Here is a 23167-nt window from a genome sequence, read left to right as displayed (position 1 = left end):
CACAATGTGCAGGCTGAAACAGCCGCAGCGGCTGTTTCAGTGCAGGGCGGCCTCAGACGAAGCAGAGTGTCAGCGGCTCGGCAATATAGGCGGGCTTTTCCTGGCCTTCGATTTCCAGGGTGGCGGTGAATTTGAGCAGCCATTGGCCGGGCTTTTTCTCGAAGGCGTCGCTCAGGTCAACTTTAAGGCGGACCTTGCTGTCGACCTTGACCGGCTGGATGAAACGCACGCTGTCCAGGCCATAGTTGACGACCATCTTCAGACCTTCAGGCAGGACCAGGATGTCCTCCATCAACTTGGGGATCAGCGACAGGGTGAGAAAACCGTGAGCGATGGTGCTGCCAAATGGCGTTTTTGCCGCCTTCTCCGGGTCCACATGGATGAACTGGAAGTCGCCTGTGGCTTCAGCAAACAGGTTGATGCGCGCTTGATCGATGGTCAGCCATTCGGAACATCCCAGTTCCTTTCCAACGTACTGCGACAGCTCTGCAACAGGTACAAAGGGCATTGTGACTCTCCAGATGATTTTTGGTTTTCTTATGATTTCGGCAGATTCGAAAGACTAAGATCAGCACGCCTGCACAAAGCGGTCAAGTCGCCATGTTTTCGGCGAATATCAGGTTATAGGCAAGTCGTTAGCGTGCTTATAATGGCCGCCAGGCCTGAAGGAGATAGTTATGCTGTTGCGTGGTTTGACCTGGCTGGTGTTGTTTCAATTGCTTGGGACGGCAATCAATCACTTGTTCGTGCCCATCTTGCCCGGGCCGATCATCGGCCTGTTGCTGCTGCTGGTGTTCCTCATGGTGCGCGGTGAGGTGGGCGCGCCGCTGAGCGAGGCAGCCAATAGCCTGTTGCGCTACCTGCCGTTGCTGCTGGTGCCGCCAGCGGTGGGGGTGATGGTCTACGCCGCGGATATCGCCGCGGATTTCTGGGCCATCGTCGGTGCCCTGGTGATTTCGGCGCTGGTTACCCTGGCCTTCGTCGGAGTGCTGATGCAAAAGCTCATCGCCCGTCAGGCCAAGCGTGAGGAGCAGCCATGAGCCTGGACTGGAGCGGCGCACTGGACGCGGTCATTCACCATCCATTGTTCGGCATCGGCATTACCCTGGGGGCGTACCAACTGGTGCTGGCGGCCTACGAAAAGACCCGCTGGATTTTCCTCCAGCCGGTGCTGGTGTCGATGCTGGTCGTCATTGGCGTACTCCTCGCCTGTGGCCTGACTTACAGCGAGTACCGCAAAAGTACCGAGATCATGAGTATCCTTCTGGGGCCGGCGACGGTGGCGCTGGCGGTGCCGCTTTATCTCAATCTGCGGCGGATTCGCCAGCTGTTCTGGCCGACCTTTACTACGCTGGTAATCGGAGGGATCGTCGCGACCGGCGCTTGTCTGCTGCTGGGCTGGTGGTTTGGCGCCGAGCACATGATCCTGATGACCATGGCGCCCAAGTCGGTGACTTCGCCGATCGCCATGCTGGTGGCCGAGCAGATCGGTGGCGTGGCCGCCCTGGCGGCGGTGTTTGTGTTGATCACCGGGGTGATTGGCGCAATCTTCGGCCCAGGCTTGCTGTCGCGCTGTGGTGTGCACAGCCCGGAGGCGCGGGGTATGGCACTGGGCGTAACCGCTCACGCAGTGGGCACTTCGGTGGCCCTGCAGGAAAGTGATGAATGCGGGGCCTTTGCGGCCCTGGCGATGAGTCTGATGGGCGTTGCCACGGCGGTGTTCCTGCCGCTGGCGGTCAGCCTGGTTGCTTGAGGAGTAGCAATGACCTTACCGCTGTTTCCGCTCAATACCGTGTTGTTTCCAGGCTGCTTTCTCGATCTGCAGATTTTCGAGGCGCGCTACCTGGACATGATCGGCCGCTGCATGAAACAGGGCGGTGGCTTCGGTGTTGTGTGCATTCTTGAAGGTCACCAGGTTGGCAGCGCGCCGACTGGTTTTTCCGAGATAGGCTGCGAGGCGGTGATCCGCGACTTTCAGCAGCAGGACAACGGCCTGCTCGGCATTCGCGTCGAGGGCACCCGGCGTTTTCGCGTCGGGCCTTTCGAGGTGCAGAAGGACCAGTTGCTGGTCGCCGATGTGACCTGGCTGCCAGAGGGGGACGACCTGCCGCTGGCGGATGACCATCATGACTTGCTGGCGCTGTTGCAAGCCCTGGGCGAGCATCCGATGGTCGAAGCCCTGGGCATGCCGGTGACGGTCACCGGCCAGCAGGGATTGGCCAACCAGCTGGCCTACTTGCTGCCCTTTGTCGAGGAAGACAAGCTTGACCTGCTGGCCATCGACTCTCCAAAACAACGCCTGGATGCAATCCAGGCGTTGCTCGATCGGCTGCAGGGTGAACTGTTCGCCTGACGCCTCAGTACTGGTAGCGCAGCAGGGCGTGCGGCAGCGAATGCAGGCTGAAGAACGCCAGTAGCGCCACGCACGCCGGCAGTATCAACCACCAGACTTTCAACGGCAGGGCGGTGATCGGCTCGCGGTGCTGGATCAGCGTCAGGCTGGTGGCGCAGATACAGCAGGCGAGCATGGCCCCGGCGAGGATATCGGTTGGCCAGTGCGCGCCCAGATAGACCCTCGACAGCGCAATGGCCAGCGCCGGCAAGCACCCCAGCAGGATCCAGGTCAGGCGCATGCGCGCCGGCTGACCGCGTCCGGCCAGTACCGCCAGCACCAGGAAAAACGCGAAGGCTGCCGAGCTGTGGCCGCTGGGCATGCTGTAGGTGGTCAAGGGATCGGTCAGCACTTCCGGGCGGGCGCGGGCGAACAGCCATTTCAGGCTGCCGTTGGCCAGGGCCGTACCGATCAGGGTGGTACCGGCAAAGATCGCCGGACGCCATTGACGTGCCAGCAACAACAGGCCGGTCAGCAAGCCACCGAGGAAGAACTGGGTACGAAAATCACCCATGCGCGTGATCAGTACCACGCTGCCATCGATGACATTGCTGCGATGTTCCTGGATCAGGGTCATCAAGCCCTGGTCGAATTCATGCAGATACGGCCAGCCGAGAAACAATGCGGCCAAAGCCACCAGGCTGAGGAGGGCGATGACCCGGGTGCCACCACGCAGGCTGCGCAAGCTGCAGTTGATGCTGATCCCGAGCAGCAGCGCCAGGCCTGCGCTAATCAGCCCGGCATCCAGCCAGAAGCCTTCGGGGAGCGGCAAGCGCATCGCCGCGCCAGTGGCCCAGCCCGGCAGCAGGTACGCAACCGACCAACCGGCACCGGCCAGCAGGCTGACGGCGATAAAGCGTGGCAGGGGCATGTCGAACATGCCGGCGACCATCGGCAGCATCGGTCGCAGCGGGCCGATGAAACGACCGACCAGCAGGCTGGCGATGCCGTAGCGCTGGAAATAGGTCTCAGCGCCACCGATCCATTCCGGATGGTGGCGTAACAGCGGCAGGCGCCGGATGTTCTGATGAAACTTGCGCCCCAGGGTATAGGAGATGGCGTCACCCAGCAGGCCGCCGAGGAATCCCAGCAACAGGGTTTCGCCGAGTGACAGGGCACCGCTGCCGGCCAGTACGGCCACGCCGAACAGCAACACAGTACCCGGCACGATGATCCCGGCGATGGCCAGGCACTCCACGCAGGCCACCAGAAAAATCGCCAAGCCAAGCCATTGCGGGTTGGCGCCAAGCCAACCGGTCAGGCTGTCGAGCCATTGGCCCATCGTGTCAGTTTCCTTGTGTCAGTAAAAAGTAGTCCCGACCTTCGACTTGGCCCCGGCGCAGCGGGTTCCTCGTGCAATGGCGGGCAAAGTCGGCGTCGACAAAACGGTAGGGCAGATGTTCGTCGCGGCCATGGGGAATGCCCAGGCGGGCGGCCTGAATAATGTGTTTCACATTGATACCGCAGTCTTCGACAAACAGTTGCTCGGGGTCGAAGCGTTTGCCGTCCCAGTGCGGCACTTTCAGGCCCAGGGCCTTGCACAGCAGCGTCTGCCCGGCGCACAGGCGTTCGGCTGGACGGGCCTGGCCGCTGGCGTCGGGGTTGTTCAGTTGCATCTGCGCCAGGCTGTTATCGTCGCTGATGGCGTCGACGAACGGATAGGCCGACTTGATCAGCACGGCATTGCCCGGGCCATGGGCGCTGAAGTTCAGCGAGTCGCCGCCGCGCGCGTAGTACATGTAGATGTGTCCGCCATCGAGGAACAGCGCCTTGCGCTTTTCGGTGTAACCGAGCGACGCGTGGCTGCCTTTGTCGCTCAGGTAATAGGCCTCGGTCTCGATGATCCGTGCCGCCAGCCAGTACGGGCCGTGACGGTGGCGGATAACCTTGCCCAGCAGGGCTTTGGCCAGTTCCTGGGCGTCGCGGTCGAAGAAGCTGTCGGGCAGGGCTCGGGACGGGCAGGGGGCTGAGTCGGGCATGCGGGCGTAATCGCAGTGGTCAGGGCGGCGATGATAGCAATTTCTGGCTTAATCGATGCTGAACAGGGGGCTTGCAGCAGCACATTGAACACTGTTTTCGACCATCCGCCTGTCACCGCTGGGCGTGGGGCGACGTGCCAGTTATAATCAGCCGATTTCCCCTTCGCCAAGACACTGAGCCCATGACTGAGTCCGTTCTTGACTACATGACCCGCCTGGGTCGCGCCGCCCGTGAAGCTGCCCGCGTCATCGCCCGCGCCAGTACCGCGCAGAAGAACCGTGCGCTGCAGGCCGCGGCCAATGCCCTGGACGCCGCGCGCGCCGAGCTGTCTGCCGCCAATGAACTGGACCTGGCCGCTGGTCGCGCCAATGGTCTGGAGCCAGCCATGCTTGAGCGCCTGGCGCTGACCCCGGCACGGATCGACGGCATGATCGTCGGCCTGCGCCAGGTGGCCAGCCTGCCAGATCCGGTCGGGGCGATCCGCGACATGAGCTATCGGCCTTCGGGTATCCAGGTCGGCAAGATGCGCGTGCCGCTGGGCGTGATCGGGATCATCTACGAGTCGCGGCCGAACGTGACCATCGATGCCGCCAGCCTGTGCCTGAAGTCGGGCAACGCCACCATCCTGCGCGGTGGCTCCGAAGCCATTCATTCCAACCGCGCCATTGCCGCCTGTATCCAGCGTGGCCTGGCCGAAGCCGGCCTGCCGGCTGCGGTGGTGCAGGTCGTGGAAACCACCGACCGCGAAGCCGTCGGCGCGTTGATCAGCATGCCCGACTATGTCGATGTGATCGTGCCGCGCGGCGGCAAGGGCCTGATCGAACGCATCAGCCGTGATGCACGGGTGCCGGTCATCAAGCATCTGGACGGTATCTGCCACGTTTATGTGGCCGAGCACGCTGAGCTGGACAAAGCCCGACGTATTGCCTTCAACGCCAAAACCTACCGTTATGGCATTTGCGGGGCGATGGAAACCCTGCTGGTCGATCAGTCGGTCGCGGCGGACTTCCTGCCGGAAATGGCCCGTCAATTTCGGGAAAAAGGCGTCGAACTGCGCGGTTGTGAGCGTACCCGCCAGATCATCGATGCCGTGCCGGCCACTGAGGCCGACTGGAACACCGAGTACCTGGCGGCGATTCTGTCGATCCGCGTGGTCGACGGTCTGGACCAGGCCATCGAGCACATCAATCATTACGGCTCGCATCACACCGATTCCATCGTCACCGAACATCAGGGTCAGGCCCGGCAGTTCACTGCCGAGGTCGATTCGTCCTCGGTGATGATCAACACCCCGACCTGCTTTGCCGACGGTTTCGAGTATGGTCTGGGCGCGGAAATCGGTATTTCCACCGACAAACTGCATGCCCGCGGCCCGGTCGGCCTGGAAGGCCTGACCTGTGAAAAATACGTGGTGATCGGCGACGGTCAACTGCGTGGACAGGAGTCGCTCTGACTTGGCCGAGCGCAAACCGCTCGCTGCAGTCATGACGATGTCGCCCGCCCGGCGCATTGGCGTGCTCGGCGGGACATTCGACCCGGTACACATCGGCCACTTGCGCAGCGCGCTCGAGGTGGCCGAGGTGCTGGCGCTGGACGAGCTGCGGCTGATGCCCAATGCCCGCCCGCCGCACCGGGACACGCCGCAGGTATCGGCCCAGGACCGCCTGGAAATGGTCCGTTGTGCGGTCGAAGGCGTGCCGACTTTGTCGGTGGATGCGCGAGAACTGGCGCGCGACACGCCGTCGTATACCATCGAAACACTGGAACTGATGCGCGCCGAACTGGCCGCTTCGGACCAGCTGTTTCTGCTGCTGGGCTGGGACGCGTTTTGCGGCCTGCCCAGTTGGCACCGTTGGGAAGAATTGCTGCAACACTGTCACATCCTGGTGCTGCAACGCCCGGATGCCGACGTCGAGCCACCGGATGCCCTGCGCAACCTGTTGGCCGCACGCTCAGTCAGTGATCCGCAGGCCCTGGCAGGGCCTGCGGGACAAATTGCATTCGTCTGGCAGACGCCGCTTGCGGTGTCAGCCACGCAGATCCGACAGCTGCTGGCCAGCGGCAAGTCGGTGCGGTTTCTGGTGCCGGACGCAGTACTGGCCTACATCGATGCGCACAACCTGTACCGTGCGCCGAACTGAAGGTGCTGTGAAGCACCTCACACTATTGAGTTGAATGAGTTTTATATGACCAAGCAAAAACACAGTGCCGTTAGCGCCGAAGAACTGGTCGAACTGACCAAAGACGCCCTGGCAGAGGTCAAGGCCCAGGACATCCAGGTTATCGACGTGCGTGACAAGCACAGCCTGACCGACTACATGATCATTGCCACCGGTACTTCCAACCGCCAGATCAGCGCCATGCTGGAAAAGGTCCGTGAGCAGGTCAAGGCCAAGGGCGTGCAGCCACTGGGCGAAGAAGGCAAGGGCGACAGCGACTGGGTGCTGCTCGACCTCAACGACGTCATCGTGCACATGATGACCGCCGCTGCCCGTCAGTTCTACGACCTCGAACGTCTGTGGATGGGTGCCGAGCAGAGCCGTGCCGCCGATGGCAAGCACCACAGCCCGGAAAACACCCACGCCTATTCCGACAATCTCAAAGACCGGGAATAAGGAAGGCTTGTGCGTCTGCGTCTGATCGCGGTCGGCTCGCGCATGCCCAAGTGGGTCGAGGACGGCTGGCATGAATATGCCAAGCGCCTGCCCTCGGAGCTGTCGCTGGAGCTGGTGGAAATACCGCTCAACACCCGGGGCAAGAATGCCGATGTCGCCCGCCTGATTCGTCAGGAGGGCGAGGCCATGCTTGCCAAGGTCCAGCCAGGGGAACGGATTGTCACCCTGGAGGTCCATGGCAAGCCCTGGAGTACCGAGCAACTGGCGGTCGAGCTGGACCGCTGGCGCCTGGACTCGCGTACCGTGAACTTCATGGTCGGCGGCCCGGAAGGGCTGGCGCCGGAAGTCTGTGCGCGGGCCGAGCAGCGCTGGTCGCTGTCGCCGCTGACCCTGCCGCACCCATTGGTAAGGATACTGATCGGCGAACAGCTGTACCGCGCCTGGACCGTGTTGTCCGGGCACCCTTACCACAAATGAACCTGTAAGCCTTTCAATGACGCAGCCGATTCGCCTCAAGGATCACGAGAAAGACGCCCGTATGGTGCGCAGTCGCGTCGTGGTCGGTGCCGTGGCGATCGTCCTGCTGATCTGCGTGCTGATCGCGCGCCTGTATTACCTGCAGGTGATCCAGTACGACTATCACTCGACCCTGTCGGAAAACAACCGGGTGCATGTGCAGCCGATTCCGCCGACTCGCGGGCTGATTTTCGACCGTAATGGGGTGATCATCGCCGATAACCGGCCAAGCTTCAGCCTGAGCATGACCCGTGAGCGCTCCGGCGACTGGCAGCAGGTGCTCGATGTGATCGTCGAGGTGCTGGAGCTGACCCCGGACGACCGTACGCTGTTCGAAAAGCGCATGCGCCAGGGGCGTCGGCCGTTCGAGCCGGTGCCGATCCTGTTCGAGCTGACCGAGGAGCAGATTGCCCGGATTGCGGTCAATCAATTCCGCCTGCCCGGTGTCGAGGTGGTTGCCCAGCTGGTCCGGCATTACCCGCAGGGTGCGCATTTCGCTCACTCGGTCGGCTATGTCGGGCGGATCAACGAGAAAGAGCTCAAAACCCTCGATCCGGTCAACTACAGCGGTACCCACCATATCGGCAAGACCGGTATCGAGCGCTTCTACGAGCCTGAGCTGCATGGCCAGGTTGGCTACGAAGAGGTCGAGACCAACGCCCGGGGCCGGGTACTGCGGGTACTCAAGCGCACCGATCCGATCCCAGGCAAGGACATTGTCCTGAGCCTCGACATCAAGTTGCAGGAAGCTGCCGAGGCCGCGCTGGGCGGGCGTCGTGGGGCCGTCGTCGCGCTCGATCCGAACACCGGTGAAGTGTTGGCGATGGTCAGCCAGCCAAGCTTCGACCCCAACCCGTTCGTCACCGGCATCAGCTTCAAGGCCTATGCCGACCTGCGCGATTCGATCGACCGGCCGCTGTTCAACCGTGTGCTGCGGGGCTTGTACCCGCCGGGTTCGACCATCAAACCGGCAGTGGCCATCGCCGGCCTCGACAGTGGTGTGGTCACGGCCAGCAGCCGGGTGTTCGACCCGGGCTACTATCAGTTGCCCAACTATGACCACAAGTACCGCAACTGGAACCGCAGCGGTGACGGCTGGGTCGACCTCGACCTGGCGATCATGCGTTCCAACGACACCTACTTCTACGATCTGGCGCACAAGATGGGCATCGACCGCCTGTCCAGCTACATGAACAAGTTCGGCCTCGGGCAGAAAGTCTCCCTCGACATGTTCGAGGAGTCCGCCGGCCTGATGCCGACCCGCGAATGGAAGCGCGCTACCCGCCGCCAGGCCTGGTTCCCGGGTGAAACCCTGATTCTCGGTATCGGCCAGGGCTACATGCAGACCACGCCGCTGCAGATGGCCCAGGCGATCGCGCTGATCGCCAGCAAGGGCAAATGGAACCGTCCGCACCTGGCCAAGACCATCGAAGGCCAGCCGCCGGTGGACGAGAATCCGATGGAAGACATCGTCCTGCGCGACAAGTCCGACTGGGCCAAGGTCACCCATGGCATGGAGCAGGTGATGCACAACGCCCGTGGTACCGCCCGCGCTGCCGCCGCCGGTGCCCAGTACCGCATTGCCGGCAAGAGTGGTACCGCCCAGGTGGTGGCAATCAAGCAGGGCGAGAAGTACGACCGCAACAAGGTTCAGGAGCGCCACCGTGACCACGCCTTGTTCGTCGGCTTCGCTCCGGCAGAGAACCCAAAGATCGTAGTCTCGGTCATGATCGAAAACGGCGAGGCGGGTGGCCGCGTCGCAGCGCCGGTGATGCGTCAGGTGATGGACGCCTGGTTGCTCGACGAGAATGGCCGACTCAAATCCGAGTTCGCTCCCGCCACCGTCGCTCAGGAATCGGCCCAGTGAAGAACAATTTCGATCGCATGCTTTCCAGCGAAGACGTGATGCGTCGTCGCGCCAGCTTCCTGCAGCGCATCCACATCGACGGCCCCTTGCTGATCCTGCTGCTGACCCTGGCGGCGGGCAGCCTGTTCGTCCTTTATTCGGCCAGTGGCAAGAACTGGGACCTGCTGCTCAAACAGGCCAGCTCGTTCGGCATCGGCCTGGTGTCGATGTTCGTCATCGCCCAGCTGGAGCCGCGGTTCATGGCGCGCTGGGTGCCCTTGGCCTACGTCTGCGGGGTGATCCTGCTGGTGGTGGTGGATGTCATGGGCCACAACGCCATGGGCGCCACACGCTGGATCAACATTCCCGGGGTGATTCGCTTCCAGCCCTCGGAATTCATGAAAATCATCATGCCGGCCACCATTGCCTGGTACCTGGCCAAGCGCTCCCTGCCACCGCACCTCAAGCATGTGATGATCAGCCTGATCATGATTGGTGTGCCGTTCATCCTCATCGTGCGTCAGCCGGACCTCGGCACGGCGTTGCTGATCCTCGCTTCGGGCGCGTTCGTGCTGTTCATGGGTGGGCTGCGCTGGCGCTGGATCCTCAGTGTGCTCGCCGCCGCAGTGCCGGTGGCCGTGGCCATGTGGTTCTTCGTCATGCACGACTACCAGAAGCAGCGGGTACTGACCTTCCTCGATCCGGAAAGCGACCCGCTGGGTACCGGCTGGAACATTATCCAGTCCAAGGCGGCCATCGGTTCCGGTGGTGTGTTTGGCAAGGGCTGGCTGCTCGGCACCCAGTCGCACCTGGACTTCCTGCCGGAAAGCCACACCGACTTCATCATCGCCGTGCTGGGCGAGGAGTTTGGTCTGGTCGGTATCTGTGCGCTGCTGCTCATCTACCTGTTGTTGATCGGCCGTGGCCTGGTGATTACCGCCCAGGCCCAGACGCTCTACGGCAAGTTGCTGGCTGGCAGCCTGACCATGACCTTTTTCGTTTATGTGTTCGTCAATATCGGTATGGTCAGCGGTTTGTTGCCCGTGGTGGGCGTGCCGCTGCCCTTCATTAGTTATGGCGGAACTTCGTTAGTGACGCTGCTGTCAGCGTTTGGGGTTTTAATGTCGATCCATACGCATCGCAAATGGATTGCACAGGTTTGAATAAGGTGAAGAATTACATGCAAGCAATGCGTGGCTGGGCAGCTCGTTGTGCGCCCTGGGTGGGCCTGCTCGGCTTGCTCGGTGGTGGTCAGCAAGCGGTCGCAGGCGACTATGACGGCTCGCCTCAGGTAGCTGAGTTCGTCGCTGAGATGACCCGCGATTATGGCTTTGCCGACGAGCAGTTGATGGATGTGTTTCGCGACGTCAAGCGCAAGCAGTCGATCCTCGATGCGATTTCCCGGCCGGCCGAACGGGTAAAGCCCTGGAAGGATTACCGGCCGATGTTTCTCACTGACGCGCGGGTCGCCCGTGGCGTGGACTTCTGGCGTCAGCACGAGGCGACCCTGGCCCGTGCCGAGCAGGAGTATGGCGTCCCGGCCCAGGTGATCGTGTCGATTATCGGCGTTGAAACCTTCTTTGGCCGCAATACCGGCAACTACCGGGTGATCGATGCGCTTTCGACCCTGGGCTTCGATTACCCGCCGCGGGCCGAGTTCTTCCGCAAGGAGCTGCGCGAGTACCTCTTGCTGGCGCGTGAAGAACAGGTCGATCCGCTGACTCTCAAAGGTTCCTACGCCGGCGCCATGGGCCTGCCGCAATTCATGCCCAGCAGCTTTCGCGCCTACGCCGTGGACTTCGACGGTGACGGCCACATCAATATCTGGAACAACCCGGACGATGCCATCGGCAGCGTTGCCAGCTACTTCAAGCGCCATGGCTGGGTCGCCGGTGAACCGGTGGTCAGCCGTGCCACGGCCAGCGGTGATCGCATCGACGAGGGCCTGACCCCCGGGATTGACGCGGTCAAGACGGTCGGGGAGTTGCGGGCACTGGGCTGGTCAAGTCATGATGCGCTGCGCGATGATCTGCCGGTCACCGCTTTCCGGCTTGAAGGCGACAACGGCCCCGAATACTGGCTGGGTCTGCAGAACTTCTACGCGATCACTCGCTACAACCGCAGCGTGATGTACGCGATGGCGGTACATCAGCTATCGGACCTGCTGGTTCAAGCACGGGGCGCCAAGTAATGCGCGTAATGTTTTCTGATACATCCCTCAAACTGATCGGCTGTGCGGCCCTGGGCCTGATGCTGGCCAGTTGCTCTTCCAGCAAGCCGTCGACACAGCAAAGCACCAATGTGGTGCGGGCCAAGCCCGGCCTGGACATCAACCGGGCGCACAAGGACGGCGCGCCGTGGTGGGACGTCGATGTCTCGAAGATCCCGGATGCCACGCCGACCGTGCATACCGGCAACTACAAGGCCAACCCCTACACCGTATTGGGCAAGACCTACTTCCCGATCCAGGACTCGCGCAACTATCGCGCCGAGGGTACGGCGTCGTGGTACGGCACCAAGTTCCACGGTCAGAACACCGCCAACGGCGAGGTCTATGACCTTTATGGCATGAGCGCGGCGCACAAGACCCTGCCGCTGCCGGCCTACGTCAAGGTCACCAACCTGGACAACCATCGCAGCGTGATCCTGCGCGTCAACGACCGCGGCCCGTTCTATTCGGACCGCATCATCGACCTGTCCTATGCGGCGGCGAAGAAGCTCGGTTACGCCGAAACCGGTACCGCGCGCGTGCGTGTCGAGGGTATCGACCCGAAACAGTGGTGGGCTCAGCGTGGCCAGCCGGCGCCGATGGTGCTGGATCAGCCGCAGGTGGCCCAGACCCAGGCGTTTACGCCCGGCACCGGTGCCGTTGAGCAGTGGACGCCACCGCCGCAGCAGCATGCCGCAGCGGTCGTACCTGTGCAGATCGCCAGTAACCAGGCCAGCAATGGTCTTTACTTGCAGGTCGGCGCTTTCGCCAACCCGGATGCCGCCGAACTGCTGCGTTCCAAGCTGAGCGGTATGGTCAGCGCGCCGGTCTTCATCAGCTCGATCGTGCGCAACCAGCAGACCCTGCACCGCGTACGCATGGGGCCGATCAACAGCCAGGGCGAAGCCCAGCAGATGCAGGACAGTGTGCGTCTGGCCAACCTTGGCCAGCCAAAAGTTGTGACGGCGGACTGATCGGGGGGACTGGTCGGTTTGTCATGCAAGCGGGCGGAACAGCCATGTACAATGGCGGTTTTGCTCGCAAGGCCCAGCGCCTGAAGACGTTTTGCCCATGTAGGGCATGAGCCCAATAGCCATTTCGAGAGACGGATGAACATAACCAGCTTTGCCAAACGCCTTTGCCTGCTTGTACCGCTGATGATCACCCCTGCCGCCTTTGCGGCAGAGCAGATGATGCCGTCGCCGCCGCAACTGGCAGCCAAGTCCTACGTGCTCATGGAAGCTTCCAGCGGTAATATCCTGGTCGAGAACAATGGTGACGAGCGTTTGCCGCCGGCCAGCCTGACCAAGCTGATGACCGCCTACATCGCGACCCTGGATATCCGTCGCGGGCAAATCGGCGAGAACGACCCGGTAACCGTCAGCGAAAACGCCTGGCGCACCGGTGGTTCGCGGATGTTCATCAAGGTCGGCACCCAGGTCAGCGTCAGCGACCTGCTGCACGGCATCATCATCCAGTCGGGCAACGACGCCAGTGTCGCCCTGGCCGAGCACATCGCCGGTAGCGAAGACGCCTTCGCCGACATGATGAACAAGACTGCCGCTGACCTGGGCATGACCAACAGCCACTTCATGAACCCGACCGGCCTGCCGAACCCCGAGCACTACTCGTCGGCTCACGACATGGCCGTGCTGGCGCGCGCAATCATCCACGAAGACCCTGCTCACTATGCGATCTACTCGCAGAAAGAGTTCTTCTGGAACAACATCAAGCAGCCTAACCGCAACCTGCTGCTGTGGCGCGACAAGACTGTCGACGGCCTGAAAACCGGTCACACCGACGAAGCTGGCTACTGCATGGTGTCGTCCGCCGTGCGTGATGGCATGCGTCTGATCGCCGTGGTCTTCGGTACCAACAGCGAGCAGGCCCGTGCTGCCGAAACCCAGAAGCTGCTGACCTACGGTTTCCGCTTCTTCGAAACCCAGACCTTCTACCAGAAGGGCACTGAACTGGCCCAGGCGCAAGTCTGGAAGGGTGCTACCAACCAGGTCAAAGCCGGTCTGGCCCAAGACCTGAGCATGACTTTGCCTAAAGGCCAATTGAAGAAACTGGCTGCAAGCATGACCATGAACCCGCAACTGACCGCGCCAATCGCCAAAGGTGACGTGATCGGTAAAGTGGAAGTCAAACTGGATGACAACGTTGTACACAGCGCCGATCTGATCGCGCTGGACGCTGTTGAGGAAGCTGGTTTCTTCGGCCGGGTGTGGGATAGCATTCGTCTATTCTTCTACGGGCTGTTCAACTGATATCGTGACCAGCCACGCCCCCGCCAACTCACGCGGGGGCGTTGTTGTTGCCACGGCTTACGAGGCCGTTACTGCCATGACCGAAGCTGACAAATCGCACAAAATCGAATTTCCCTGCGCTGATTACCCGATCAAGGTAATCGGTGACACCGTCGTTCACTTCAAGGACACGGTCATCGAGATCCTGAGCAAATACGCCACGGTCGACATGAGCACGCTGGCCGAGCGCCAGAGCAAGGAAGGCAAGTACACCACTGTGCAGTTGCATATTATCGCTACCGGTGAAGACCAGCTGCACGATATCAATAGCGCCCTGCGTGCCACTGGCATCGTAAAAATGGTGCTCTGATGCCGGCAAGCCTCGGCTTTCGCGATCTGGGATTACTGCCTTACGAGCCGGTGCTCGAGGCCATGCGCAGGTTCACCGACCAGCGCGGCCCCGAAACCTGCGACGAGGTCTGGCTGGTGGAGCACCCTGCGGTGTTCACCCAGGGCCAGGCGGGCAAGGCCGAGCACCTGTTGGTGCCCGGCGATATTCCAGTAGTGCAGACCGACCGGGGCGGCCAGGTGACCTATCACGGTCCTGGCCAGCTGGTGGCTTACCTGTTGCTTGATGTGCGCCGGCTCGGGTTTGGTGTGCGTGATCTGGTCTCCCGGATCGAACGCTGCCTGATCGAGTTGCTGGCCAGTTATGGCGTCGAGGCGGCGGCCAAGGCCGATGCCCCGGGCGTTTATGTCGATGGAGCGAAAATCGCTTCCCTCGGCCTGCGGATCCGCAATGGCTGTTCTTTCCATGGCCTTGCCTTGAACGTGGACATGGACCTTGCGCCATTCCGCCGGATTAACCCCTGCGGGTATGCGGGGCTGGCCATGACCCAGCTGCGCGACCAGGCAGGCTCGATCGAACTCTCTGAGGTAAGGGCAAGGCTGCGCGGGCAGCTGGTCAAGCACCTCGACTATGCTGAGCAGACGACCCTTACGGGCGGAATCTTCTGAATATGACTACTGTTGTGCAAGAACCAGTGCAAAGCGTGACACCAGTGCCACGGCCCAAGGTCGAGGCGGGTGTCAAACTGCGTGGCGCGGAGAAAGTCGCGCGTATCCCGGTAAAGATCATCCCGACCGACGAGTTGCCGAAGAAACCAGACTGGATCCGCGTGCGTATCCCGGTTTCGCCGGAAGTCGACCGTATCAAGCAATTGCTGCGCAAACACAAGCTGCACAGCGTCTGCGAAGAGGCGTCCTGCCCGAACCTGGGTGAGTGCTTCTCCGGTGGTACTGCGACCTTCATGATCATGGGTGACATCTGCACCCGTCGCTGCCCGTTCTGTGACGTTGGCCACGGTCGTCCGAAGCCTCTGGATGTCGACGAGCCGAAGAACCTCGCTGTCGCCATTGCCGACCTGCGCCTGAAGTACGTGGTGATCACCTCGGTGGACCGCGACGACCTGCGTGATGGCGGTGCCCAACACTTTGCCGACTGCATCCGCGAAATTCGCGCGTTGTCGCCGGGTGTCCAGCTGGAAACCCTGGTGCCGGACTACCGTGGACGGATGGACGTGGCCCTGGCGATCACCGCCGAGACCCCGCCGGACGTGTTCAACCACAACCTGGAAACCGTGCCACGCCTGTACAAGGCCGCGCGTCCGGGCTCCGACTACCAGTGGTCGCTGACCCTGCTGCAGAAGTTCAAGGAACTGGTGCCGCACGTACCGACCAAGTCCGGCTTGATGCTGGGGCTGGGCGAGACCGACGAAGAAGTGATCGAAGTGATGCACCGCATGCGCGAGCACAACATCGACATGCTGACCCTCGGCCAGTACCTGCAGCCATCGCGCAGCCACTTGCCGGTGCAGCGTTTCGTGCATCCGGATACCTTCGCCTGGTTCGCCGAAGAAGGTTACAAGATGGGCTTCAAGAACGTCGCTTCCGGTCCTCTGGTGCGTTCTTCGTATCATGCCGACCAGCAGGCGCATGAGGCCAAGATCAAGCTCTGATCCCGGCTGTGTCGAATGCCGATGCCCGCTTGCCGGCGGCATCGGCATTTTTGTGTGCGGGATTTCTTCCACCCGCCGTTTGACCGTCAACCGCTCTAGGGTTGATGCTCAAGTCCAAACAAGGAGTCGTCTGGATGAACCTTCCTATCGATCAGCAGCCAGCCCTGCAATCAGGTAGTTCAATGCTGCCAAAGGCGCTGCCAGAGAATGGCCGTATCGCCATCATCGCACCCGCTGGGCCGGCCCAGCTCGATACGCTCAAGGCGATCCAGTGGTTCGAGGCGCGTGGTTATCAATGCCGGATCTATCCGGGGGTAACCGAAGTTCAAGGTTATCTGGCGGGTAGCGACGCGACGCGGCTGGCGGATCTGCATGCGGCGTTCGCCGCGGATGATGTGGATGCAATTATCTGCTTGCGCGGTGGGTACGGCAGTATCCGCCTGCTTGAGGGGCTCGACTATGGCGTGTTGCGCAAACACCCCAAGCCGTTTGTTGGCTACAGCGATATCAGCGCATTGCATAGTGCGATCGCCCGGCATGCCGGTTTTGTGACCTTTCATGGGGCAATGCTCAAGTCCGAGTTGCTGGCGCACAAGCAGGCGCCTTCGGTGTCCTCACTTTTCGAGCTGCTCAGCGGGCGTTTGAAGTGTGGTGACAGGTTGGAGCATCCACAGAGTCATCCTTTAAGTACGATCGTCTCTGGCGCTGCCTCAGGGCGCTTGATGGGCGGTAACCTGGCGATGCTGTGTGCAACCTTGTGTACGCCGGCAGAACTCGAGTGCCGGGATGGCATTCTGTTCATCGAGGATGTCAACGAGCCGCTGTACCGCATCGACCGGCTGTTGACCCAGCTGCGCCTGGCCGGCAAGTTCGAAGGGTTGCGGGGTGTACTGGTCGGGGACTTTGCCGGGCTGACATTGCAGGCGCTGACGCCGTTGTTGCGGGAGATGTTCGAACCGCTGCAGATACCGGTGCTGGCCGGTTGGCGCAGTGGTCACTGCGATCCCAATATCACTTTGCCGCTGGGGGCGCAGGTGTACCTGGACGCTGATCGGCGCTACCTGCAATTGCATCAGGATTTGTTCGCAGAATAAAAAACGCCCCGGAACAGGGGCGTTTTCATTTAGCGCTGACGCAGGCTTTCCAGCAGTTTATGCGTCGGATAGCCATCAGCCGGCCAACCCAGTGCTTGCTGGGCATTGCGGATAGCTTTGCGAGTGTTGGCGCCGATAATGCCGTCGGCGGCCCCGGCGTCATAGTTTCTGGCGCTGAGCAGGGTCTGCAGCTCGACGCGCTCACTACGGCTCAACGGCAGATCGTCTTTTGGCCAAGGGCCGGCGATGTAGCCCGAGCCATCGAAACGCTGGCCAAGCAGGCTGACAGCCAGGGCATAAGAAGACGAGTTGTTGTACTTGAGGATCGCACGGAAGTTATCCAGTACCAGGAACGCCGGGCCGCGATATCCCGCAGGCAGCAGCAGGGCAGCGGACAGTTGCTCGCTACCGGCTGGCAGGCGCACACCGGCTGGCATTTTCAGGCCCAGTTGCATCCATTCGGATACGCTCTTGCGCTGGCTGCCATCGGCCAGCCAGTAGTCGAAGCCGGGAGCCAGCTGCACTTCGAAGCCCCATGGCTCGCCACGTTTCCAGCCGGAGCTTTGCAAGTAATGGGCAGTGGAAGCCAGGGCATCGGCGGAGCTGTTCCAGATATCCCGGCGGCCATCGCCGTCGAAGTCCACCGCATGGGTGTTGTAGGTGGTGGGGATGAACTGGGTCTGGCCCATTGCACCGGCCCAAGAGCCTTTCATGGCGTCGGGCTGGATATCGCCATTCTGCAGAATCTGCAGGGCGGCGATCAGTTGTGCCTGGGCGAAGGCCGGGCGACGGCCTTCATAGGCCAGGGTAGCCAGGGAGCGGATCACTGACTTGCTGCCCTGGAACTGGCCGAAGTTGCTTTCCATGCCCCATACCGAGACCAGCACGTTGCGGTCGACACCGTAGCGTTGTTCGATCTGGCTCAACAGCTCTGCGTGTTTTTCCAGTAGAGCTTTGCCATTGCGTACGCGCAGGGGCGACAGGGCGCCGTCGAGGTACTCCCAGACGGGGCGCGCGAACTCTGGCTGGCTGCGGTCGGCCTTGATCACGTCCATGTCTGGCGTGACACCGAGGAAGGCGCGGTCAAACGTGCCGGGGTTGATACCCGCTTGCAAGGCTTGCTGACGGAAGCCCGCTTGCCATTGGGCAAAGCTTTGCAGTGGCTGGATTTCGGTGCTGGTGTCGACTGCCGGGTTCGGCACGGTCACGACCGGGGCGGGCTGGGCAGGTGCCAGCGGCAGGGCATCGGCAGCGGTGGGTTTTTCCGCGCAGGCGACGAGCAGGATGAGGCTGGAGGCAGCAATCAGCTGGCGAGGTTGCCAGCGATGGGAAAGACAAAAGGGCATGCACAGGTCCAGGTATTTCAGGTCAGGTGACGACCATACCATGCCTGCCGGAATCTTGCTTTTATGCCGCCAAAAAGTAAGAAGCCTCCCAATCTCTCGATTGGAAGGCTTCGCGGCGGTAGCTGCCTTTGCCTTTGCCTGCGCGTTCCTGGCGGCTGCGGAACAGAGGCTGGGCGATGATGGATTTGGCCTTGTTGGGCCTGGGTTTTTTGCTCATGGCAAGCGCTCCTGATAGAGGGTGTGCGGCGCAATATAGGCGCGAAACCATCGCCGGGCAAGTGTGGGAGCCGGCCTTGCCGGCGATGAGATCGCTGTAGTGTCAGGTGTTGCGCGGCGGCTGTATCGCTGGCAAGGCCAGCTCCCACAGATGGATATCACTCTGCCGGCAATGCCAAACGTTGCCCCGCCATCAGCAACGACAATCGTGCAAGGCTCGTCCAGGGCGAGCCCTGGGCCTGCCCCTTGATCTGCGCATCAATGCGCTGGGCATCCTGCAACAACTGGCTCCAGCGCTGCGCCGAGTGGCGCTGCAGGGCTTTGCTCATCAGTGGCTTGCGCTTGTCCCAGACCGGAGGCCGAGCCTGGCTGAAGGCCTTGTCCAGCGGCACGCCCTGGCTGTACTGCTGGGCAAGCCCGGCCAGCACACGTAATTCCCGGGCCAGGGCCCAGAGAATCACTGGCGGTTCGACCCCTTCACCGCGCAAGCCTTCGAGCATGCGCAGGGCATGAGCAGCCTCGCCGTTGAGAATCGCATCGACCAGGCCGAAGACATCAAAACGGGCGCTGTCAGCCACCGCCGCTTGCACCGTCTCGACGGTGATCTGATTACCTTCGGCCAGCAGCTTGAGCTTTTCGATTTCCTGGGCAGCGGCGAGCAGGTTGCCTTCGACCCGGGCGGCAATCAGATCCACCGCATCGCGCTGGGCGGACAGCCCGGCCTGGGACAGGCGCTGGTTGATCCACTGCGGCAGTTGCTGGGTGTCGACCGGCCAGATCTGGATGAACTGGACCTGCTGGCCTTCGATCAGCGCCTTGCCCCATTTGGTCTTCTGCGCACTGCCGTCGAGCTTGGGCAGGCTGATCAGCAGCAGGGTGTCTTCGGCAGGTCGTGAGCAGTATTCGATCAGTGCCGCAGCGCCCTTGTCGCCAGGCTTGCCGGAAGGCAGGCGCAGCTCCAGCAGGCGCCGTTGGGCGAACAGTGACAGGCTGGCACCGGCCTGGAGCAGGGTGCCCCAGTCGAAGTTGGCGTCGGCACTGAACACCTGGCGTTCATCGAAACCTTGCTGGCGCGCGGCAGCACGCACCGCATCGGCGGCTTCCTGGCAGAGCAACGGATCATCGCCACTGATCACGTAGACCGGCGCGAGGCTGCCTTGCAGGTGTTTGTTGAGCTGGGCGGGGGCGAGTTTCATGATCGCAGGCGGGGCACCGAAGTGCCCCGTTCAGACTCAGTTGATCGGCAGTTGCAGGGGCGACTGCTGAGGCGTCTCGTCCTGGGCGCGGCGGGCCGCTTCCACGGCGTCGGCCTGGGCCTTGGCGCGTGCGTCAGCGTCCTGCTGCAACTGGTCGAGCTGGCTCGGCGTCAGCAGTTGCAGGCGTACCAGCATGTTCTGCACCAGGTCGCGGCGCATTTCCTGGCGGGTCTGGGTCGCTTCTTGCTGGGAGCCGGTGATGTTGTTGCCGTCGTGCAGGTAGATCTTGCGCACTTCCAGCTTGTCGTTGAGCAGGTTGGTATTGTTGTGGCCTTCGATGCTGTAGCTCAGCACGGTGCTCAGCTCATACTCGGCCGAACGACCCGAGCCACCGGCATAGGTGGCGGCGCGCTGGGTTTCCGCTTCGTTGGTCAGGACCAGCTTGTATGGCGCGCCAGCGTGAACGTTGACACCGCTGCTTGTCAGGGCCTGACGCAGCTGATTCACGGTTTCGCCGTAGGCGTTGCGTGCACTCAGGTCCAGTTCCGTGATGGTCAGCTCACTGGTGCCGGTACCGCGCAGCTGGAAACCGCAGGCACTGAGCATCACGGCCAGGCCCATTACCAGCAGATTGCGTTTGATCATCTTGTTGCTCCCTTGTGGGCCGATTCTGTATACCGGCCCGCCATGCTTGCGGGCCGGTAGTCCTGTCAGTTGGCGACGATGTTGACCAGTTTGCCCGGTACCACGATGACCTTGCGGATGCTCAGGCCTTCGGTGAAGCGCAACACGTTTTCGTTGCTGCGCGCAGCCGCTTCGACGTCTTCGCGGCTGGCGCCGGCCGGCATTTCGATCTGGCCGCGCAGCTTGCCGTTGACCTGGATGACCAGAACGATGCTGTCCTGCACCAGGGCGCTTTCATCCAGCGCTGGCCAGCCAGCATCGATCACCGCACCCTGGTGACCCAGGCGGTGCCACAGTTCGTGGCTGATGTGCGGAGTGATCGGGGCCAGCAGCAAGGCGACGGTTTCCAGGCCTTCTTGCAGCAGGGCACGGTCCTGTTCGCTGGCTTGCGGGGCTTTTTCCAGCACGTTCATCAGGGTCATCACCTGGGCGATGGCGGTGTTGAACTTGTGGAACTGGCCGACGTCGGTGCTGGCCTGTTTGATCGCTGCGTGAATGGCGCGGCGGACCACTTTCTGGCCATCGTCCAGGGCTGCAACGTCCAGCTTGCCCGGCAAGCCCAGGGCGACATGGGACTGGGCCAGACGCCAGACGCGACGCAGGAAGCGGTTGGCACCTTCGACGCCGGAATCGGACCACTCCAGGCTCATGTCGGGCGGCGAGGCGAACATCATGAACAGACGGCAGGTGTCGGCACCGTAGGCTTCGATCATTGCCTGTGGGTCAACGCCGTTGTTCTTGGACTTGGACATCTTCTCGGTGCCGCCGATCTCGACCGGCAAACCGTCGGTTTTCAGGCGCGCGCCGATGATCTTGGCCTTGGCGTCACGTTCGACTTCGACGTCAGCCGGGTTGAACCAGTCCTTGCCGCCGTTGCTGGCAACCCGGTAGTAGGTTTCGGCAACGACCATGCCCTGGGTCAGCAGGTTCTTGAACGGCTCGTTGGAGCTGACCAGGCCTTCGTCACGCATCAGCTTGTGGAAGAAGCGTGCATAGAGCAGGTGCAGGATGGCGTGTTCGATGCCACCGATGTACTGGTCTACCGGCAGCCAGTGGTTGGCCGCTTTCGGGTCGACCAGGCCGCCCTCGTAGTTCGGCGAGGCGTAACGGGCGAAGTACCAGGACGATTCGACGAAGGTGTCCATGGTGTCGGTTTCGCGCTTGGCCGCGGTGCCGCATTTCGGGCAGGTGCACTCGTAGAACTCAGGCATGCGTGCCAGTGGCGAACCTGCGCCATCCGGTACCACGTCTTCAGGCAGCTTGACCGGCAACTGGTCTTCCGGTACCGGCACATCGCCACAGGCTGGGCAATGGATGATCGGGATCGGGCAGCCCCAGTAGCGCTGGCGGCTGATGCCCCAGTCACGCAGACGGAACTGGGTACGCGATTTGCCCAGCTCTTTCTTGATCAGGGCCACTTCGATGGCATCGAACGCGCCCTGGAAGTCCAGGCCGTCGAATTCGCCGGAGTTGATCAGTTGGCCGTACTCACCGCAGGCAGCATCCCACTCGGCGGCGACTTCGTCGCCCAGGCTGGTGCGCACCACGGCCTTGAACGGCAGGTTGTACTTTTTGGCGAACTCGAAATCGCGCTCGTCGTGGGCCGGAACGGCCATTACCGCGCCGTCGCCGTAGTGCATCAGTACATAGTTGGCGACCCATACCGGCAGCTTTTCACCGGTCAGCGGGTGTTCGACGAACAGCGAGGTGGCCAGGCCTTTTTTCTCCTGGGTGGCGACGTCGGCTTCGGCGACGCTGCCGCTCTTGCATTCATCGATGAACGCTTGCAGCTCGGGGTTGCCCTGGGCGGCCTGGGTGGCCAGCGGGTGCTCGGCGGCAACGGCCACGTAGGTGGCACCCATCAGGGTGTCCGGGCGGGTGGTGAAGACCTTCAGTGCCCCGGCGTGGCCGATGCTGGCCTGATCGAAGGGGAACTGCACTTCCATGCCGCGGGACTTGCCGATCCAGTTGCGCTGCATGGTCTTGACCTGCTCAGGCCAGCCCGGCAGCTCGTCGAGGCTTTCCAGCAGCTCGTCGGCATAGTCGGTGATCTTGAAGTAGTACATCGGGATTTCGCGCTTCTCGATCAGCGCGCCCGAACGCCAGCCACGGCCGTCGATGACCTGCTCGTTGGCCAGTACGGTCTGGTCGGCCGGGTCCCAGTTCACGGTACCGTTTTTGCGGTAGATCACGCCTTTTTCGAACAGGCGGGTGAACAGCCACTGTTCCCAGCGGTAGTAATCCGGTTTGCAGGTGGTGACTTCACGCGACCAGTCGAAGGCCAGGCCCAGGCTCTTGAGCTGGGTCTTCATGTAGTCGATGTTTTCGTAGGTCCATTTGGCCGGTGCGACGTTGTTTTTCATCGCGGCGTTTTCCGCCGGCATGCCGAAGGCATCCCAACCCATGGGTTGCAGGACGTTCTTGCCTTGCATGCGCTGGTAACGGGCGATCACGTCACCGATGGTGTAGTTGCGCACGTGGCCCATATGTAGCTTGCCGCTTGGGTACGGGAACATCGATAGGCAGTAGTACGACTCCTTGCCTGGCTGTTCACTGACTTCAAAAGACTTTTGCTCGTCCCAGTAGGACTGGGCGGCGGCTTCGATTTCGCGGGGCTGATAGAGTTCGTGCATGGCTACTTTGCGCTTAGAGATGGGAGACCTTATCCAGGCAGCGGGAAAACCGCTACATCGGCAATCCGGTGTCAAAATGGTGAACGGCCTAGCATACATGACCCCTGTCCACCGAGGGAAACCCTGATTGCACCGGCAGAGGCGTTGCGGGCCGTTGGTCGCAGCGCCCGGCT

General features: G+C 62.0%; 24 protein-coding genes. 16 read left to right on the top strand and 8 right to left on the bottom strand.

Annotation, left to right across the window (positions count from 1 at the left end; translation table 11 throughout):
- Window positions 1–52: 52 nt before the first annotated feature.
- Window positions 53–508: a MaoC family dehydratase gene (locus AC07OF_RS17605; RefSeq protein ID WP_157191026.1), complete on the bottom strand. Its 456-nt coding sequence runs from the start codon at window positions 506–508 to the stop codon at window positions 53–55.
- Window positions 509–677: 169 nt separating this feature from the next.
- On the opposite strand from AC07OF_RS17605, the gene AC07OF_RS17600 reads away from it, so the two are divergent.
- Genes AC07OF_RS17600 through AC07OF_RS17590 form a run of 3 tightly spaced genes read left to right on the top strand, consistent with a single transcriptional unit; the run spans window position 678 to window position 2353 of the window.
- A complete protein-coding gene (locus tag AC07OF_RS17600) occupies window positions 678–1040 on the top strand; it encodes a CidA/LrgA family protein (RefSeq protein ID WP_157191027.1) in 363 nt (120 codons plus the stop codon).
- A 2-nt stretch (window positions 1041–1042) separates the two neighbouring features.
- Entirely contained in the window at window positions 1043–1753 is a 711-nt protein-coding gene (locus AC07OF_RS17595) for an LrgB family protein (RefSeq protein WP_191831510.1), read from the top strand.
- A gap of 9 nt (window positions 1754–1762) precedes the next feature.
- Window positions 1763–2353 carry an LON peptidase substrate-binding domain-containing protein gene (locus AC07OF_RS17590; protein WP_157191029.1) on the top strand — a complete coding sequence of 197 codons (591 nt, stop codon included), beginning with the start codon at window positions 1763–1765 and terminating at the stop codon, window positions 2351–2353.
- A gap of 4 nt (window positions 2354–2357) precedes the next feature.
- Here AC07OF_RS17590 and AC07OF_RS17585 read toward each other — a convergent pair whose 3' ends face one another.
- Entirely contained in the window at window positions 2358–3674 is a 1317-nt protein-coding gene (locus AC07OF_RS17585) for a bifunctional DedA family/phosphatase PAP2 family protein (RefSeq protein WP_157191030.1), read from the bottom strand.
- A 4-nt stretch (window positions 3675–3678) separates the two neighbouring features.
- Window positions 3679–4371, bottom strand: a complete 693-nt coding sequence (locus tag AC07OF_RS17580; protein WP_157191031.1) for a DNA-3-methyladenine glycosylase — start codon at window positions 4369–4371, stop codon at window positions 3679–3681.
- A gap of 182 nt (window positions 4372–4553) precedes the next feature.
- On the opposite strand from AC07OF_RS17580, the gene AC07OF_RS17575 reads away from it, so the two are divergent.
- The 13 genes from AC07OF_RS17575 (at window position 4554) to AC07OF_RS17515 (ending at window position 16919) form a co-directional block, all read left to right on the top strand.
- A complete protein-coding gene (locus AC07OF_RS17575; protein WP_495073282.1) occupies window positions 4554–5825 on the top strand; it encodes a glutamate-5-semialdehyde dehydrogenase in 1272 nt (423 codons plus the stop codon).
- Window positions 5826–5856: 31 nt separating this feature from the next.
- On the top strand, window positions 5857–6513 hold the full coding sequence (gene nadD, locus AC07OF_RS17570) for a nicotinate-nucleotide adenylyltransferase (protein ID WP_408635416.1): 657 nt from the start codon (window positions 5857–5859) through the stop codon (window positions 6511–6513).
- A gap of 45 nt (window positions 6514–6558) precedes the next feature.
- Entirely contained in the window at window positions 6559–6987 is a 429-nt protein-coding gene (gene rsfS / locus AC07OF_RS17565; protein WP_157191033.1) for a ribosome silencing factor, read from the top strand.
- A 9-nt stretch (window positions 6988–6996) separates the two neighbouring features.
- Complete coding sequence (gene rlmH / locus AC07OF_RS17560; RefSeq protein WP_010222895.1) at window positions 6997–7464, top strand: 23S rRNA (pseudouridine(1915)-N(3))-methyltransferase RlmH; 468 nt, start codon at window positions 6997–6999, stop codon at window positions 7462–7464.
- 16 nt (window positions 7465–7480) lie between these two features.
- Window positions 7481–9370, top strand: coding sequence for a penicillin-binding protein 2 (gene mrdA, locus AC07OF_RS17555; RefSeq protein ID WP_038606544.1), 1890 nt, complete (start codon window positions 7481–7483; stop codon window positions 9368–9370).
- Between the two features lie 38 nt (window positions 9371–9408).
- Window positions 9409–10512: a rod shape-determining protein RodA gene (gene rodA / locus AC07OF_RS17550; RefSeq protein ID WP_051939583.1), complete on the top strand. Its 1104-nt coding sequence runs from the start codon at window positions 9409–9411 to the stop codon at window positions 10510–10512.
- A gap of 17 nt (window positions 10513–10529) precedes the next feature.
- Window positions 10530–11540 (top strand): lytic murein transglycosylase B, encoded by a 1011-nt coding sequence (gene mltB / locus AC07OF_RS17545; protein ID WP_157191034.1) that lies wholly within the window; start codon window positions 10530–10532, stop codon window positions 11538–11540.
- On the top strand, window positions 11540–12532 hold the full coding sequence (locus tag AC07OF_RS17540) for a septal ring lytic transglycosylase RlpA family protein (protein ID WP_495073281.1): 993 nt from the start codon (window positions 11540–11542) through the stop codon (window positions 12530–12532). Before mltB ends, AC07OF_RS17540 begins: the two co-directional genes overlap by 1 nt.
- A 135-nt stretch (window positions 12533–12667) precedes the next feature.
- The gene (locus AC07OF_RS17535) at window positions 12668–13828 is read left to right on the top strand and encodes a D-alanyl-D-alanine carboxypeptidase family protein (RefSeq protein WP_157191036.1); all 1161 of its coding nucleotides are present in this window, start codon (window positions 12668–12670) and stop codon (window positions 13826–13828) included.
- Window positions 13829–13904: 76 nt separating this feature from the next.
- Window positions 13905–14177, top strand: coding sequence for a DUF493 domain-containing protein (locus tag AC07OF_RS17530; protein WP_157191037.1), 273 nt, complete (start codon window positions 13905–13907; stop codon window positions 14175–14177).
- Window positions 14177–14824, top strand: coding sequence for a lipoyl(octanoyl) transferase LipB (gene lipB, locus AC07OF_RS17525; RefSeq protein WP_038606561.1), 648 nt, complete (start codon window positions 14177–14179; stop codon window positions 14822–14824). The genes AC07OF_RS17530 and lipB overlap by 1 nt, the downstream gene beginning before the upstream one ends.
- 2 nt (window positions 14825–14826) lie before the next feature.
- Window positions 14827–15825 carry a lipoyl synthase gene (gene lipA, locus AC07OF_RS17520; protein WP_157191038.1) on the top strand — a complete coding sequence of 333 codons (999 nt, stop codon included), beginning with the start codon at window positions 14827–14829 and terminating at the stop codon, window positions 15823–15825.
- Window positions 15826–15959: 134 nt separating this feature from the next.
- Window positions 15960–16919, top strand: coding sequence for a S66 peptidase family protein (locus AC07OF_RS17515; protein WP_157191039.1), 960 nt, complete (start codon window positions 15960–15962; stop codon window positions 16917–16919).
- Window positions 16920–16948: 29 nt separating this feature from the next.
- Here the strand turns inward: AC07OF_RS17515 and AC07OF_RS17510 are convergent, their stop codons facing one another.
- The 5 genes from AC07OF_RS17510 to leuS form a co-directional block, all read right to left on the bottom strand.
- Window positions 16949–18265 (bottom strand): lytic murein transglycosylase, encoded by a 1317-nt coding sequence (locus AC07OF_RS17510; RefSeq protein WP_157191040.1) that lies wholly within the window; start codon window positions 18263–18265, stop codon window positions 16949–16951.
- A gap of 61 nt (window positions 18266–18326) precedes the next feature.
- Window positions 18327–18482, bottom strand: a complete 156-nt coding sequence (arfA, locus tag AC07OF_RS17505; RefSeq protein ID WP_038606564.1) for an alternative ribosome rescue factor ArfA — start codon at window positions 18480–18482, stop codon at window positions 18327–18329.
- A 157-nt stretch (window positions 18483–18639) separates the two neighbouring features.
- Window positions 18640–19677 (bottom strand): DNA polymerase III subunit delta, encoded by a 1038-nt coding sequence (gene holA, locus AC07OF_RS17500; protein ID WP_038606566.1) that lies wholly within the window; start codon window positions 19675–19677, stop codon window positions 18640–18642.
- A 36-nt stretch (window positions 19678–19713) separates the two neighbouring features.
- The gene (locus AC07OF_RS17495) at window positions 19714–20322 is read right to left on the bottom strand and encodes an LPS-assembly lipoprotein LptE (protein ID WP_157191041.1); all 609 of its coding nucleotides are present in this window, start codon (window positions 20320–20322) and stop codon (window positions 19714–19716) included.
- Between the two features lie 65 nt (window positions 20323–20387).
- On the bottom strand, window positions 20388–22994 hold the full coding sequence (leuS, locus tag AC07OF_RS17490) for a leucine--tRNA ligase (RefSeq protein ID WP_157191042.1): 2607 nt from the start codon (window positions 22992–22994) through the stop codon (window positions 20388–20390).
- Window positions 22995–23167 lie beyond the last annotated feature (173 nt).

The organism is Pseudomonas sp. GW821-FHT10B02 (assembly GCF_059415665.1).
The sequence above is the reverse complement of the archived record's forward strand: the minus strand, read 5'-3'. Positions and strand labels throughout refer to the sequence as shown.